This window comes from Desmonostoc vinosum, assembly GCF_059505385.1.
This window is the reverse complement of record NZ_JCACKM010000162.1, coordinates 1-15253: the sequence shown is the minus strand read 5'-3', so window position 1 is coordinate 15253 and position 15253 is coordinate 1. Positions and strand designations below refer to the sequence as shown.

The window sequence follows — 15253 nt, the reverse complement described above, 5'->3', positions numbered from 1 at the left end:
TCCACCCCTGGCTAAAGCCGAGGGGCTACCAAGCTCTCGTACTATTCGCGTGTAGTAATTCTACGCCTCTACTGTGGGGAAAGCTAACGATGCCTTTTGCCCTACACTCTGGCAATCCAGAACTCTGGAGGTTTGTTTTGCTGAACAATCGCAATCATGACTGTTAGCGCAACATAGCTAAATATCTATGAGATTTATTAGCTTTAGATCTAATGTTATTTAACAAATGCGATCGCATTTGTCCTAAGTACTGTAAACGTCATTAAATGAACTACAAAATAATCAGTAATTAAAAATTAAAAATCAAAAAATAATTCTGATTTTTAATTTTTAATTTCTTGCCTTTCAAGATTAATTTGTAGCTTGTGCAGCAAGCATCTGCTTGAGCTTTTCCAACTCAGAAGCCCAACGGGGATCTGGACGGATAGCGTCTGATTCAGTGTTACTGCTACTGCTTTCGCGAGAACCGCCACCACGACGAGGTTTCTTAGAGCCTTTTTCCCGACGGCTACCACCCTCTTTGTTGGGGTTAGGAGTGGGGTTGCTAGCAGTACCACTAGCAGCTTTGGGAGCTTGCTCCTCACCTTCTTCACCCTTTGTTCGAGGTAATGCTTTCTCTAATTTAATGGGGGTCTCTTTGAATAACTGACCATTGTATTTTTCAATGATTTGGTCAGCTTGTTCGTCATTGTTAACTGTCAAAAAACCGAATCCACGACATTTACCAGTCTTGCGGTCTTTGATAAGTTTAGTGGTGACAGCATCACCTTCTTCGGCAAAAACTGCTTGCAGATCTTGACGATCTATTTCTTCTTTTGGCAAATTGCCTATATATAGGCGAACGGACATGAACTATACCTCCAGAGTTGAATGAACATGGCAAGGCAAGAAAACACTTACTTGGCTTTGGCTTTATAAATAGACGCTATTAACCAAGACTGCCATAAACCAATTTTTTTGCTCCCAACTATCAACCTATACAATACAGTCTTTTGTTGGGTTCAAGCTTGTTTAATTCAAAAGCGCATACCACGCTGAGCTAATAACACCTTAATTTTGAAAGTTGTAAATTTAATAGTCTATTACCTGCCAAAGTACACGCTTTCTTCCATGCCCTTTTTTTGCAGATTACAATACCATTCCTTACATTATCACGGTATTTTCTACGTAGCTAGTTCAGCGCACACATTTCTGACAATAGTATTATTGCATCGTAGCATAAAATACATTTTTTTCTCAATAGCAAATATCTACAAACAAAAACCAGCCAGTGGCTGGTTGATTTGCTGCTGTGTTGGGAGGATAAACGGGGATGGATAAGCGCATACAGCCAATGCGGTAACAAAGCTAGGTGCTAAGTTATGCTGGTTGCTATTGACTGTGTAAATAAATGTAACACTTATCAAAGGATTTCGCAACTTTTCTTTACATTTGTGTCCTTCGTTCTTTGTGAATACAAATGACAAATGACCAATAACTAACCCGTAAGAAAAATGTAAGCACCCCAAGCTTGTGCAGCAACTGCCACAACAGTAGACCAAATCGGATGCAGGCTATTGATGGTTTTACCGCTTTGAGTTTGCAGGGTTTGAACATCAATCCAAGGGGTTGCTCCTCGTCGAAACCAGCCTGTGACAGTAATCTGACGACCGAGTAAGTCTTGATGGTTAACTGGCTGTCCTAGCCAAGAAATATGATGTAATTTCACCAAACCGGTGCTGGTTTGTAGAATTAAGTCTTGTGCTAAGCAGTTATTAGTACCTTGTCTGCCTAACAGCTTGCCAACTAGACGCACGGTAGTGCTATCGATGGGTAGGGAGGATGGATTGGCTATGAGGCTTGGTAAACTGTTTTCAGCTTGTACACTGACGGTTTTAATGTCAGGAAAAAAGGAATTCATTCTGATTACCATGCCAATGCTAAAGCAAATTAACAAGCAGCCTGTAACAAATGACCAATCTTCGTAGATCCACTTGAGGTTTAATAACTTGAGTGTGAATGCGAGTTGCCAAACCAGCCAAATTAAACCTGCAAACAGAAAACCCAAGGGAATTCCTAACCAAGGTGCAATGTGTAATAGGAATGGCTGACGCCTGACTTGTAAAGATTCTGTGGTATTTATATGTAATTCGGGTTCTAGATGCCAGTGACGGGCGATTTTGCAGAGGCGGGTGATGCGATCGCCTACCAGAGGATGAGTATTATTAATTGTAAACCAGCGGCGATAGGGGTTGAAAACATCCCACATTAAGAAGGATTCAAAAGAACTCTGACCTGCTACACTACCTAAAGAAAGGCTCTGTTTATAGCCTATAGGTATTAAGAGATTTAAACTTTCTAATTGATAACTGGTTTGCTCTTGTTTGGCGACATCGTTGGCAATTCCCATAGCCATTTTGAGGAAAGCGCGCATCAAAGCATTGGGATTACCAGTGATTTCGGCGGCGAGGCGATCGCTATAATGAAGCCTGAGTCGTGAGTTAAGGATGGCAGTACCAGTCAGTAAACACCAAATTACGTAAATACCACTAGCAATGACTGCAATTGGCCAGCGCCAAATTCCCTGAGATATCCTGTCTCCCAACTCTGATACTTGCTGATATAACTTGTAGAGTGGTAATGTGACAATCAACACTAAAGACATCACAACAAAATCCCAGTGGGCAATATGTCCCAACTGAGTAGCGTAGATCACACCGATTTCATCATCTGTGAGTTGGTCTAGTAGCCCTTGACTAACTACAATCCGAGCATTGCGGGGAAGATTACCGTAGGTCAAAATAATTGGTGCGGCAATTGGCAGAATCCGCAATTTCGGTAATTGCCAGTGTTTCTGCTGAGAGAAACGTTGCAGTACTCGCACTGCTTCGCGGCTGTAAGTGTTCAGTACATCTTTGGGTAACTGTCGCTGACCATAAAAGTTAGCTAATAGCCAATCCAACAACCAAGGTGAAGCGATGATTAAGAATGCTAACACTGACAGCAAAAATGAGGTTGGATTATGGTATAAAAATTGCAATGGTTCCAGATAAGGTAGTTTGACTAAAATCTGGTTAGTTAATCCCATTGCCAGCTTGACTATTTCCCGGATTACCCAAAATAAGGCGATAAACGTTCCTACTGACAGTAAACGTAAGGGTATTAACTTAGGCTTACGCAGAGGTTGCCAGACCTGAGCGCGTTTAGCGTTTCGCCAAAAAATGCTAGATGTTTTTGTTTCTATACACTCTTGAGAACCGATTGAGCCATTGAGTGATACAACAGGTGTTTTTTTAATTACCGTCTGTTTGACACTACCTGATATAACAGGCGAAGTTTTAGGACGATTGGTTTCTGGTGCTTCTGGCTGACTCTCTGATGTAGTTTGAGATGAACAAACAGCAGGTGGAGTTTCAGGAGTAGTTTCTTGTAATGTTTGTTCTGGCTTTGACTCTGATGTAGCGGTATTTGATTGGGAATTATTAAAAGCGACAAATCCAGTTTTTAAATTTTTTGATTCAACTTCACGTTTTTTAGGTTTTGTTAAGTGTTCAAGAGCGCGAATTGCCCAATCTTGAACTTGAGAATTATTACTCTCGGTGAGAGTTTGACATAAGGCGATCGCCTTGGCAATTTTGCCAGTGCGGGCATAAGCCATCACTAAACCAACTTTAGCCTGCAAGCTAGCAGTCCCATTGTCTTGGCTGCTAGCTATTGGTTCTAGTTCAGCGATCGCTGTTTGATAATTTCCTTGTTTGAGGGCGACTAAACCAGCCTCCAAAGATTCGGTATGTGAAGGCATACTAATTTTGGCACTCCAAATATCAGTTACTTGTACTGAGCAAAGTCGAAGTATCAGTTAAGCTAATAATTATTCAAATTGCATCCCCGCGTCTCCCCTTAAGCGCGTCCTCCGAAGTTTGCTCAACGGGGGGAACCCCCGCACGCAACTTCTCTCCGCGTCTTTCTAAGGCAAAGGATTATGCAAGTTAAAGGCAGATTAGCTTATCAGTTACTAGTGATTCAGTTATCAGCTACCAGTTAATTTACCCAATTAAAGTTGGGGTTGTTAACAATTATTAAAATTGAATTTATTACCGAGTAAATTCGCTTTTAGTTGACGAAAAAAGATCCAGGTAGAAACCCCAGCTAATGAGTAGATGGCTGCTTTTCCCTGTTCTTTATTCTTTTTCATTGATAACTGTTCACTGTTCGCTGTTTACTGGTTGTTGACCGGAAAATACGGGGGCGATCGCACTTAGTTTTAACTCTGGATGGTCGCCTTCTAATTGTTGACAATTCCATTCATTACGGAACAGCAACACTGGGCGTCCCATGCTGTCTTTGACTGTAGTGGTGTTGAATATTCGTCCCACCTTATTTAAAGCTTCCCAACCACCTTCAACCCAACGGGCGACACCATAGGGTAATAAATCTAAGATGGTTTCTACACCATACTCGTTTTGTAGACGAAACTGCACCACCTCAAATTGCAACTGACCTACTGCTGCCAAAATTGGATCGCGCTTGGCTTCATCAGTTGAGTACATAATTTGCACCGCACCTTCTTCTCGCAACTCTGCAACGCCTTTTTGGAATTGCTTAAACTTTGACGGGTTGGGGTTTCTCAAAGTTGCAAACAGTTCTGGCGAGAAATAGGGAATCCCCTCGTATTCCAGCTTTTGTCCGGTGTAAATTGTATCGCCGATCGCAAAAACGCCGGGGTTGTTTAAACCGATGACATCGCCAGGATAGGCGACATCAATCGATTCTCTTTCTTGGGCAAATAGTTTTTGGGGACGAGACAAGCGGACAATCTTGCCAGTACGAGCATGATTCACTGTCATATCTTTTTCAAACTTTCCTGTGCAAACCCGGATAAATGCGACGCGATCGCGATGTTTTGGATCCATATTGGCTTGCAGTTTAAAGACAAACCCAGAAAACTCAGGGTAAGTGGGGGGAACTTCACCGACGCTGCTATTGTGAACACCTGGTTTGAGGGCATGGTCGAGGAAGTTTTTGAGGAATAACTCTACTCCAAAGTTAGTCATGGCGCTACCGAAGAATACAGGCGTCATCTTGCCTTGGTGGACTAACTCTAAATCTAGTTCTGGCCCGACTCCATCTAACAGTTCTAGATCATTTTTGAGTTGAAAATAGAGGTCTTGTTCTAAAAGTTCCTCAATTTGTGCGTCACCTAACTCCACTATCGTATCACGGGCTTCTCGACTGCCGTGAGCGCTACGCTCAAATAAATGAATTTGTTGCTTGTGTCGGTCAAAGACACCTTTAAAGCGATCGCCCATACCAATTGGCCAGTTGACTGCGTAGGTTTGTAAACCTAATTCCTGCTCAATTTCATCTAACAGTTCCAGAGGTTCTCTACCCGGACGGTCAAGTTTATTCACAAAGGTGAAAATGGGGATACCACGCAGTTTGCATACTTCAAACAATTTACGGGTTTGGGGTTCCAAACCTTTTGCCACGTCAATCAACATGACTGCATTATCAGCAGCGGCTAAAGTTCGGTAAGTATCTTCACTGAAATCTTGGTGTCCAGGTGTGTCTAATAAATTTATTTGACAATCCCGATACACAAATTGCAAAACCGTGGAAGTAATAGAAATACCCCGCTGTTGTTCCATTGCCATCCAGTCAGAGGTAGCCTTGCGTTGTGCCCTGCGTGCCTTAACTGCACCAGCTTCGTGAATCGCACCTCCGTATAGCAGTAGTTTTTCTGTTAATGTAGTTTTACCTGCGTCAGGGTGAGAGATAATCGCAAAATTGCGACGAAGTTCAACTGCTTGATGGAGTTCAGATTGAGGTTCAGTTGACATAATTGTATTTGTTTGCTTTTAACTTAACTTAATTTTTTTCCTACTCTAGCGAGTCTTTTAATCTTAAGACAACGATGCTCGTGATAGGGTCGTAATGTATCCAACAACCTGATTTAAGGGGAAAAAGTAATGTACGACACGGACAAGCGCAAGCTTTTATCAGCACTTAGCCATGGAGCCATTTTTTTCAGCACTGCGTTTGTATCTGTAGGTTTACCCATCGCACTACTGTTTGCCAGTGACGATCCTGTTGTTAAGGAGAATGCCAAAGAATCGATCAACTTTCACTTTAATGTCTGGTTTTATGGGGTAATTATCGGAGCGCTGATTTTTGTTACTTTTGGTTTGCTGATTCCATTAGGATTTCTCGGATATTTGCTGCATTGGGGATTAACGGTTTGGGCACTTGCTTCTGTGTTTAGCAATCCCGATACACCCTTTCGTTATCCTTTCATATTCCGAATTCTCTAGCATAAATGCTCACTGTGGAGAATTAAAAATTGGGTATTGAGTCTCTCCTTATTACTCAATACCCAATTTTTTGCTGAAAGTAAAATCTTTTCTATTGTTTTTTTTCAGTTCGTCGTAGCGGTGTCAACCAACCTGTAAAATACAAAATTGCCCCACAGCTAGATCAAGAGTAGGGCAAAGGACAGTTAAGCACTTTTTGTAATCTGTCTGACAGCAGAAAAGTTTTGTCCTACTTTTGTGACGCTTTGGTTTGTGTCCATTTGCGTTGTTTTCTTTACAAAAATTATATGTTTCCCATACAACGTCCCCGTCGTCTACGCACTCATCCCCAACTACGCCGGATGGTTCGTGAAACTGTTTTAACAACAAATGATTTAATTTACCCTTTATTTGCTGTTCCGGGTGATGGAATCGCCAATGAAGTAAAATCTATGCCTGGAGTCTACCAACTTTCGGTAGATAAAATTGTCGAAGAGGCAAAAGAAGTTTATGACTTAGGAATTCCCTCGATTATTTTATTTGGAATTCCTACAGATAAAGATGCAGATGCAACAGGGGCTTGGCATGATTGCGGGATTGTGCAAAAAGCTGCAACTGCTGTGAAATCAGCAGTACCAGATTTAATTGTAGTTGTTGATACTTGTTTGTGTGAGTATACCAGTCACGGTCATTGTGGTTATTTGCAAGTTGGTGATTTGACGGGACGGGTGTTAAATGACCCCACTTTGGAATTGTTGAAGAAAACAGCAGTTTCCCAAGCCAAAGCCGGTGCTGATATCATCGCGCCTTCGGGGATGATGGATGGCTTTGTCAGGGCCATCCGCGAGGGGTTGGATGAGGCAGGGTTTCAAGATACGCCGATTTTGTCGTATGCTGCTAAGTATGCCTCGGCTTATTATGGCCCATTTCGCGATGCAGCAGAATCAACACCACAATTTGGCGATCGCAGAACATACCAAATGGATCCAGGTAATTCTCGTGAAGCGATTAAAGAAATCGAGCTAGATATTGCCGAAGGTGCTGATATGCTGATGGTCAAGCCAGCCTTGGCATACATGGATATTATCTGGCAAGTGAAGCAAGCTAGTAACTTACCCGTTGCCGCCTACAATGTTTCTGGTGAGTATTCGATGGTAAAAGCTGCGGCTCTCAATGGTTGGGTCGATGAGGAGCGTGTGGTCATAGAAACTTTGACAGGATTTAAGCGTGCTGGTGCTGATTTGATTTTGACTTATCATGCCAAAGACGCAGCGCGATGGTTGCAATAGGTTATACGTGTTGAATACTAGTCGTTTAAATCAATAAAGTTACCTACGATTGGATGGGTAAAAACTTACGAGTCGTGATGCGTAAAGCCCCCAAGTACAAGGCACAAAACTTTTTTGGTTTTGTGCCTTGTACGTCTTTTAAGTGGGGGATATAAGCGAATGACCTGATACAACTTGTCTAGACTTATCTAGGGTTTATATAGCAGCAAAAAGGCAATAGACCTCTTGCAAAAGTCGGATACTCGCCAGAAAATAAATTTTCTGGCTGATAACTCAAGTCGGTTTCAACCGACTAATAACAGTATTTTTAGTCCGTTTCAACGGACTTTTGCTATTAGGCAGAGACTTGAGTCTCTGACGGTTCAAGTATTTTTGCAAGAAGTCTAATTATTTCGTGAACTTGGAAGCTAACACTGTACTCGGAGTACCGAGTACAGTGTGGGTAGTTCACGAACGAGATTGTTGATAAGTTGGAAAGTCTGTATAACCTTCTGCACCAAAGGAATACCAATCTTTCATCTCGGCTAGAGGATTGAGTGGTAAATTGTGGGCAAAACGCTGCACTAAGTCGGGATTGCTAATGAAGGGCCGACCAAAAGCAATCAAATCTGCAAGCCCACTAGCAATGGCATCTTCTGCTTCCTGTTGGGTGTATCCACAATTACCCATGAGTGGCCCTGTAAACACCTCACGGAAATCTGCCAAGGTCATTGGTGTTCCCAATTCATGGAAACCAAAGCCTAGACCATCCAGAAGATGAAGATAAGATAGACCGTAAGTATTTAATTGCCCAGCAACATAAAGAAAAGTTTCTCGATAATCTTCCGAACCCATGTCGTTGTAAACACCGTTGGGAGAAAGCCTGACTGCAACCCGATGGGGTGGCCAGACCGTTAGGATTGCCTCGACAATTTCCTTGAGAAAACGGAAACGGTTTTCCAAACTACCACCCCATTGATCAGTGCGATGATTGGTTTTGGTTTGTAAGAATTCATCAATTAGATAGCCATTGGCACCATGAATTTCTACACCATCGAAGCCAGCTAATTTTGCCAGTTCGGATGCTCGGCGATAATCTTCCACAACCAGCGGGATTTCTTCTGTTTCTAAGGCGCGTGGAGTTTCGTAGGGTTGTTTGCCGATGGGTGTGTGAATGTATTCTCCATTCAACTTAATCGCAGATGGTGCAACTGGCAATTGACCATTTTCATGAAAACTGCTGTGAGAGGCTCGTCCACAGTGCCATAGTTGCAGAAAAATTGGTGTAGCTTGAGCGTGAACGGCATCTACAACCTGTTTCCAAGCTTCACTCTGCTCCTGTGTATAGATACCAGGAGTATTTTGCCAGCCATTAGCCTGTGTAGAAATCACAGTGGCCTCTGTAATGATCAAACCGGCTCCTGCTCGCTGAGCGTAATACTCTGCCATCAAAGTATTAGGTACGCGTGCAACACCAGCTCGCGCTCGTGTCATCGGAGCCATAACTACTCGATTTTTTAAAGGTAAGTCCCCTAATTTAAACGAACTCATTAGTGCTGGTAATGCTGTTTGAGTATTCATTGGTATTTTTTCAACCGCTATCTACAAGATTTTTACCGTGAAGTTTGGATATAGTCTAGGGGGAATGGGGAACTCCTCTTATGGGTAGGTTTTTTAGATTTCGCGTTTTGGTTGACGCGGGGACGCGGGGACGCGGTGAGACAGCGCTGCAGGAGGGTTTCCCTCTGCAGGCGACTGCGTTAGCGCAGCGTTAGCGAGCTTGCGAGCGTCCCCCTTCGGGTGACGCAAAGAAAGATTTCGGAACGAAAAAATAGGTTTTTTCAGACTGAATATGAAAAACCTACCCTTGAAAGATGGGGAACTCGGGGCCCCCGCTCCCGCAGGGAGTGGAAGAGGACGCGGGGACGCAAAGAAAATTTCTCCCTCATCTTCCGGTGACTGAGCATAGACGAAGTGCATCCCCCCGGTGACTGAGCGTAGCCGAAGTGCATCCCCCCTCATCGTGTTGATAAATTATTACTTTTGCACCTCAATTGAAGGATAGTAGATTCAGTTTAAATTCGGATATAGCTATGTTCACAAGTAGTCTAAATCAATTTTGGGAATTGTTGAGAGGGGTATTCAGCTTTCATGCTGGGGTATTCCGAGAAATTAGCACTCTACCTAATGGATTGATTTTGGCGCTAGTAATGGTGATTGTAGCTGGTTTATCTTTGGCGATCGCTCAAGGTATAGTTCTATTTATTAATCGCGTCAAGCCTGTACGCTTCATTTTTAGCTTATTAATTAACGCGGTTTTATATATGTTTGGTTATCTATTTCTGGTGTTCAGCACTTGGCTGATTTGTCTTTTGCCTTGGTTTGTTGATGTTCCTTGGGAAATTTTGGCCCGGGTATTAGGGCTGAGTTATGCACCAATGCTATTTGGTTTTATGGGGGTACTGCCTTACTTGGGAGTTCCGATTTTATCGCTGTTGTCGGTCTGGCATTTGCTGGCGATGGCTGTTGGGTTTGCGGTGGTTGCTCAAGTGTCTGTGGGAAATGCCTTTTGGTATGTGGCGTTTGGCTGGGCGATGCTCCAGATATTACAGCAAACTATTGGTCAACCGATCGCTAACCTGGGACGCTGGCTAGCAAATACAGTTGCTGGAGTGCAGCTAGTAACCCATCAGGAAGATGTGGCACAATTGCTACAATCGGCATTTGGCCGCCCTTCTTCACCGTTGGTTAACCCTTCACAAGTCATTAAACCCGATGCTCAACGGTTGATCAATTCAGCTAGGCAACGCGCTACAGAGCGAAATTCTCGATCTGAGAGTCGCCAGGTGAGGGCATCGGGCCGTCATGCTGCTGATACTTCCAAACGACGCCAGTTACTAATGCTACTTATCAGTTTAATGGTTATGGCATTTCTGGCTTTTTTAGTGGCGATCGTGCTGAATCCTGTACGCAATGCTTTATTTGGGTGGGATAACCAACTGCCAAAGGCGATCCAATTTGTTTTTGACTTACTGTGGATTAGTATAGTGGCGATCGCCTTCGCTGGACTCTTAGCCCCTTTAGAAACGCTGGGATGGTGGGCTGGCTGGTATAACGATGAAATAGATACAACGATTAATACAGGGAGTTTGGCTAAACCCGTTCAAGACGGCAAAAATATCTCCCGTTACGTAATTTACTTAGATGGCATTGGACAGTCTACTTCTCGGTATCTACCCGATGTGGAAGATTTTTTAGATGCCCTCACCGCTAGTCTACCTGAAGATATCGCCTTAGTTCGGGGGTTAATTGCTTACTCTGTGCTTAACAACCCTCTAGATGAAGACCGTCCCCTAGCATTGCTGTGGAAACTCGCGGATCAATCTCGCTGGACTAACCCTGCTAGTTTGTTAGGTTTAATCGTTAATCTGCGAAATGTGCTGATTGTGTCAGTTTGTGCCGATAGCCGCTATGGCTCGCTCTACAACCACGGTATTGCTCAGGTAATGTACAATTCCCTGAGCAACAATGGCTATCAACCGCGAAGCGGGATTCCTGTCACCTTGATTGGCTTCAGTGGTGGCGGACAAATGGCTGCGGCATCTGCACCATTACTCAGGCGGGCAATTCAAGCACCCATTGATGTGATTTCTTTAGGTGGCGTCATCAGCGGTAATTGCAATATTCTCAAGCTGGAACATCTTTATCATCTTGTAGGTGATCAAGACTCGGTTGAGCGACTCGGCCCGATTATGTTCCCCGGACGCTGGCGAATTTTCGCGCTTTCCTACTGGAATCGGGCGAAACGGTTGGGTAAAATTAGCTTGATTTCCCTTGGGCCTGTTGGGCATCAGCTGCCTGGTGGTTTAATGGATCCCGAGGCATATCTGCCAGACGGGCGTAGTCATTTGGAGCAGACTGTTGATTACATTATCAAAATTCTGAACGAAAAACTTCTGGTCGCAGAACAAGATATTTCCAGAAAGCCCAGCAACTATAGTCTTTATCAACAAGCCGCCTTTAATCGTCCTGATTATTATCCTTTGGATCAGATGGTCGATCCCCAGTGGTATCGCCCAATTGGCAACTGGATGGGCCGCTTAATTTTACCGCAAAAACATGAGCGCAGAAATGTGCGGGGAGCGTTGTTTGAAGTTCACTATGCTGATGCAGACTTTCAAGATTTAGTTGGGCAGATAGTCAACTTGCGTTGGGTGAATGCGCCTGAAGTACAAAATTGGGTACGGGCAGTGACGCGAGATGTGCATTTTAGTGCAGATGCTGAGTACACTAGCAAATATGGGGGATTAATTCATCCAGTACGCCTAAATCATTGGCAACAAGTCAACCCTTTAGAGTCTCTAGCAGGCTCACGCCCAAATGATGACGTGATTGTGATGTTAACAGATACAGTGATTGTGGAGAAGGCGCAAGAAACCACACTTTACATCCGCAGTCAACCAGTACAAATTAGTGGCCGCTATTGCGGCTTAATTCAATTTGTACAGCCGCTAGCAAGAACAGATCAGTTTCGTGTAGTGCATTTTAATCGCACCTCCAGGCAATTCGATGGAGTCGAAGAAATTGTCAGACTGCCGTTTGTAGTCGCCGATCAAAATAGTTGTTTTCCTTCCAGCACACACCAAATTGCCCAATCTCCTCTCAACGAAATGGGGTGGTATATTTACGGAGCTAAAGATGTATCAGGAAACTTTGTGGTGCAATCTTTAGCGCCGCGATCGCTTTTGCGGCTCCAGCCAGATAGAATTATTTTTGGGCATCGACCCAGCCATCAATATATTCGCAAACAGGCTTGGGCAGATATCGTAGCCCAAAAAGGAAAAATTAGCTCTGTGCTGCTAAGTCCCCCAAGGCAAAACAATCAAGATGCCATCAACGAGTGGCGAGAGGGGGAACGAGCTCTAGTTTTGCATGTTTACGGCGGTATTGGCGGTAAAAAGCGAGAACCCGCAGCTGCAACACCGATTTTTTTCGGGCACTTCGCCTATGGAGTAGCGCAGGTTGTCTGGGAACCATTAGCAGAGGAACTCCGCTTTGATATTCAGTATTACCAAGTTTATACCCATAACACCGATGGATTAATAGCAGGTATTTTACACTGGTCGCGCCACATGGGCGATCGCCAATTTGGTTGGGCAGGTGTCCGTCCTGTTTGCGATATTCTCGTGAAACTTGATGCTTTTACCGGAGACTTTGAAAACAATGGCATCAGAAGATCTGCCCTAGATATTATGTTGACACAACTTCAGGCGATGACCGCTCGTTACCGCATTGGTGATGGTACTGGTGCAACCTACGTTGGCCCCGCGAATAACTGCGCTCAAGATTCCAATGAAGCCTTATTTGCCAGTCTCCGCAAAATCCGGCCCAAAAAGGAGTCTAATCCATCTTTGTTACAAAACTGGTTATTGCAAAACCCTGAGCAAGCCAGACGCTATACCCAACTCATGAAGCTAGGCAAAGCTTTAAAATGGCAACTCCAGCCATTCGGGGTCATCCGCTCTGATTGGGAAAAAAACGAATACGATCTAGGTAGCACTCTAGAAGATGCTCCTTTGCGAAACCTGCTCATGGCCTTGCAAAGCTGGCGAACCCTTCTACCTCGGTTGGCAAGTGATACAGTTGTGCGTGTTTTCCTTGAGCAAAATGCTTCGGCGTGGGTTCTCCGCACCAACCAAATTGGCGGCAATGATCCTGATATTGAACCAATTGCACCAATAACGTTTTAACTAATTCGTAATTCGTAATTAACGCTCCCACAAAATTATGAAAGAAACACTTTCTTCCCCTACTCCCCACTCCCTACTCCCCACTCCCTATGTTTCATAAAAAGGCGATCGCTTATTTCAGGATAGGCTGTCAAGCGATCGCACCAGAGAAAATGCTTTACCAAACTATGAAACACTCCACAAGCATAACTATTAAATCCAGTCAAGAAATCAACCAGATTGAAGACTTAAAAACACCAAAAACTCTTGTTCATCTCACGAAATATACACTCTTGGTTAGATGCTTGCTGCTAGACGCCATCAATCGCGTTTCTACTTCTGGTTTTTCTGGGGCAGGTTTCGAGGCGGGACTTCCTTTCCTTGGTAGAACTTCTGCTCTAATTTACCCAAACCGAACCAAGCCAAGATACCACCCACAGCTGCCAAAGTCGAAATCATTGCAGTGATGATGGATGTATCACGATCAATAAACCCTAATAGGGGGAGTAGTCCCCAAATTAATGCTTCTAGTACAATTACTCCTACCCTCAGCCGTTGCAGATTAGTCAAGGCTTGACTGCAACTGGCACAATTTTTCGTATGGGAGTGATACCTATCGAGTAAGGCTGCTTGGGAAAGTGGTGGTGGTAGCCTCCCACCTGAAAATGGCTCAGCACTATACTGCTTCACCCAAGAACGCAATTCAAATACGAAGAGATCAGCTTTGGTTGGCAAATAAAACGCTTTAGTAAAGTTGGCACTACCGCCACGCGCTTCAAAATATCGTTCTTGATAATGCAGAAAAATCTGATCATCTTCCAAGACATTATTTTGCCCGATATGTGAGTACCAACGCGGAGTTAGCTTGAGAAACAGTGCCGGTACTTTGGAGGAGAACTGGAAGGGAAAGCGAGCAAATAGCCGACACTCTCCTTTGCGAATAGGAGTTGCATAGACTACTGTTAATGTTCTACCAAACTGTTTGGAGGTGAGGTCATGCCACATCAGCCCAGGAGCAATGAAGGTAGTATCTTGTCGTCCTAGAGTTCCTTTGCGGGGGCCTTCTGCCCAAATCCCTTTAAATCCCCACTTCCCTGATTCTACAACCTCTAAGTCAACAGCAGACACATTCGCCCGGTTGCCAACTGTGCGGTGGTGTGTATAAGGTATATGACTGGAGTCGAGAACGTTTTCCATTAAGGTTAGAGCATCATAGGGTAAGTCTCGAAATGTATTCAGACAAATCCAGCCATCAGGATCTTCTTCAAGAGGCTCAACGATCGGAACTTTGGTTTGAGGGGCATTCTCAGAGTTTCCCGCATAGACAAATAGCAGTCCTTGACGAACTGTAGTTGGTAATGAAGTCACGCACGCACGCACAGAAACTTCCGCCTGTCCTCCTTCCCTTTGTTGGGGGATGCGTTCGCATTTCCCTGTACCAGAAAAAGCCCAACCATGATATGGACATTCCAGCCAGCCATCTTCGTTGATTCTACCTTCGGACAGTGGAGCTAAACGGTGCGGGCATTGGTCTTCAAAAGCTCGCCATGTTTGTTCATTTTGATCCCACCACAATACAATATCTCGCTCTAGTAAGGTGAAGCGAGTTAGCCGGGATTTGTTTAAATCTTCAACGTAATAGACAGGATACCAAGCCTCTTGCCAGTCAAAGCGCTCTGGATCGAGTCCACCAGCAGGAAGGCTTGCTGCTGCTCTGGTTGGTAATGTGACGTTCATAAATAGGGAGTGGGGAGTGGGGAGTGGGGCAGGGGGCAGGGGGCAGGGAGTAGGGGAGATATACATACAACCTTCGCCCTGCTCCTTGCTTTTTCATAACCTCGTTGCAGGCTATTTCCTGTTGGAACTAGCTGAGTTTTCTTTACAAAAAATGTAACAATTTTTTTACGTTATTGCTTGGCGATCGCGCTCTCACTGGAGTTTGGACTAAAAGCTCAGGCTCAGAAAAAAGTACTTAGAGAATCAGAGA

At 44.1% G+C, this 15253-nt stretch carries 10 protein-coding genes; 4 read left to right on the top strand and 6 right to left on the bottom strand.

Annotation, left to right across the window (positions count from 1 at the left end; translation table 11 throughout):
- Window positions 1-351 precede the first annotated feature (351 nt).
- The 3 genes from AC5JMF_RS22120 to AC5JMF_RS22110 form a co-directional block, all read right to left on the bottom strand.
- Window positions 352-849 (bottom strand): RNA recognition motif domain-containing protein, encoded by a 498-nt coding sequence (locus AC5JMF_RS22120; RefSeq protein ID WP_495797864.1) that lies wholly within the window; start codon window positions 847-849, stop codon window positions 352-354.
- A 628-nt stretch (window positions 850-1477) separates the two neighbouring features.
- Window positions 1478-3781, bottom strand: coding sequence for a M48 family metalloprotease (locus tag AC5JMF_RS22115; RefSeq protein WP_495797863.1), 2304 nt, complete (start codon window positions 3779-3781; stop codon window positions 1478-1480).
- A gap of 403 nt (window positions 3782-4184) precedes the next feature.
- Entirely contained in the window at window positions 4185-5819 is a 1635-nt protein-coding gene (locus AC5JMF_RS22110; RefSeq protein WP_495797862.1) for a peptide chain release factor 3, read from the bottom strand.
- Between the two features lie 129 nt (window positions 5820-5948).
- Between AC5JMF_RS22110 and AC5JMF_RS22105 the strand changes: the two genes are divergently transcribed.
- The 3 genes from AC5JMF_RS22105 (at window position 5949) to AC5JMF_RS22095 (ending at window position 7945) form a co-directional block, all read left to right on the top strand.
- On the top strand, window positions 5949-6290 hold the full coding sequence (locus AC5JMF_RS22105; protein WP_495797861.1) for a DUF4870 domain-containing protein: 342 nt from the start codon (window positions 5949-5951) through the stop codon (window positions 6288-6290).
- Between the two features lie 287 nt (window positions 6291-6577).
- Entirely contained in the window at window positions 6578-7558 is a 981-nt protein-coding gene (gene hemB, locus AC5JMF_RS22100; protein WP_495797860.1) for a porphobilinogen synthase, read from the top strand.
- Window positions 7559-7783: 225 nt separating this feature from the next.
- Entirely contained in the window at window positions 7784-7945 is a 162-nt protein-coding gene (locus AC5JMF_RS22095; protein ID WP_495794220.1) for a hypothetical protein, read from the top strand.
- 60 nt (window positions 7946-8005) lie between these two features.
- Here AC5JMF_RS22095 and AC5JMF_RS22090 read toward each other — a convergent pair whose 3' ends face one another.
- On the bottom strand, window positions 8006-9118 hold the full coding sequence (locus tag AC5JMF_RS22090; RefSeq protein ID WP_495797859.1) for an alkene reductase: 1113 nt from the start codon (window positions 9116-9118) through the stop codon (window positions 8006-8008).
- Window positions 9119-9630: 512 nt separating this feature from the next.
- Here AC5JMF_RS22090 and AC5JMF_RS22085 point away from each other — a divergent pair.
- The gene (locus AC5JMF_RS22085; RefSeq protein WP_495797858.1) at window positions 9631-13287 is read left to right on the top strand and encodes a CAAX protease; all 3657 of its coding nucleotides are present in this window, start codon (window positions 9631-9633) and stop codon (window positions 13285-13287) included.
- Between the two features lie 59 nt (window positions 13288-13346).
- Here AC5JMF_RS22085 and AC5JMF_RS22080 read toward each other — a convergent pair whose 3' ends face one another.
- Both AC5JMF_RS22080 and AC5JMF_RS22075 read right to left on the bottom strand, forming a co-directional pair.
- Entirely contained in the window at window positions 13347-13493 is a 147-nt protein-coding gene (locus AC5JMF_RS22080) for a hypothetical protein (RefSeq protein WP_495797857.1), read from the bottom strand.
- A 106-nt stretch (window positions 13494-13599) separates the two neighbouring features.
- Window positions 13600-15003, bottom strand: coding sequence for an aromatic ring-hydroxylating dioxygenase subunit alpha (locus AC5JMF_RS22075; RefSeq protein WP_495797856.1), 1404 nt, complete (start codon window positions 15001-15003; stop codon window positions 13600-13602).
- Window positions 15004-15253: the final 250 nt, after the last annotated feature.

What these genes read in the sequence shown, in the direction of transcription:
- AC5JMF_RS22110 (WP_495797862.1), bottom strand. Translation starts at nt 5,819, where the DNA reads ATGTCAACTGAACCTCAATCTGAACTCCATCAAGCAGTTGAACTTCGT.
- AC5JMF_RS22120 (WP_495797864.1), bottom strand. Translation starts at nt 849, where the DNA reads ATGTCCGTTCGCCTATATATAGGCAATTTGCCAAAAGAAGAAATAGAT.
- AC5JMF_RS22105 (WP_495797861.1), top strand. Translation starts at nt 5,949, where the DNA reads ATGTACGACACGGACAAGCGCAAGCTTTTATCAGCACTTAGCCATGGA.
- AC5JMF_RS22085 (WP_495797858.1), top strand. Translation starts at nt 9,631, where the DNA reads ATGTTCACAAGTAGTCTAAATCAATTTTGGGAATTGTTGAGAGGGGTA.
- hemB (WP_495797860.1), top strand. Translation starts at nt 6,578, where the DNA reads ATGTTTCCCATACAACGTCCCCGTCGTCTACGCACTCATCCCCAACTA.
- AC5JMF_RS22090 (WP_495797859.1), bottom strand. Translation starts at nt 9,118, where the DNA reads ATGAATACTCAAACAGCATTACCAGCACTAATGAGTTCGTTTAAATTA.
- AC5JMF_RS22075 (WP_495797856.1), bottom strand. Translation starts at nt 15,003, where the DNA reads ATGAACGTCACATTACCAACCAGAGCAGCAGCAAGCCTTCCTGCTGGT.
- AC5JMF_RS22115 (WP_495797863.1), bottom strand. Translation starts at nt 3,781, where the DNA reads ATGCCTTCACATACCGAATCTTTGGAGGCTGGTTTAGTCGCCCTCAAA.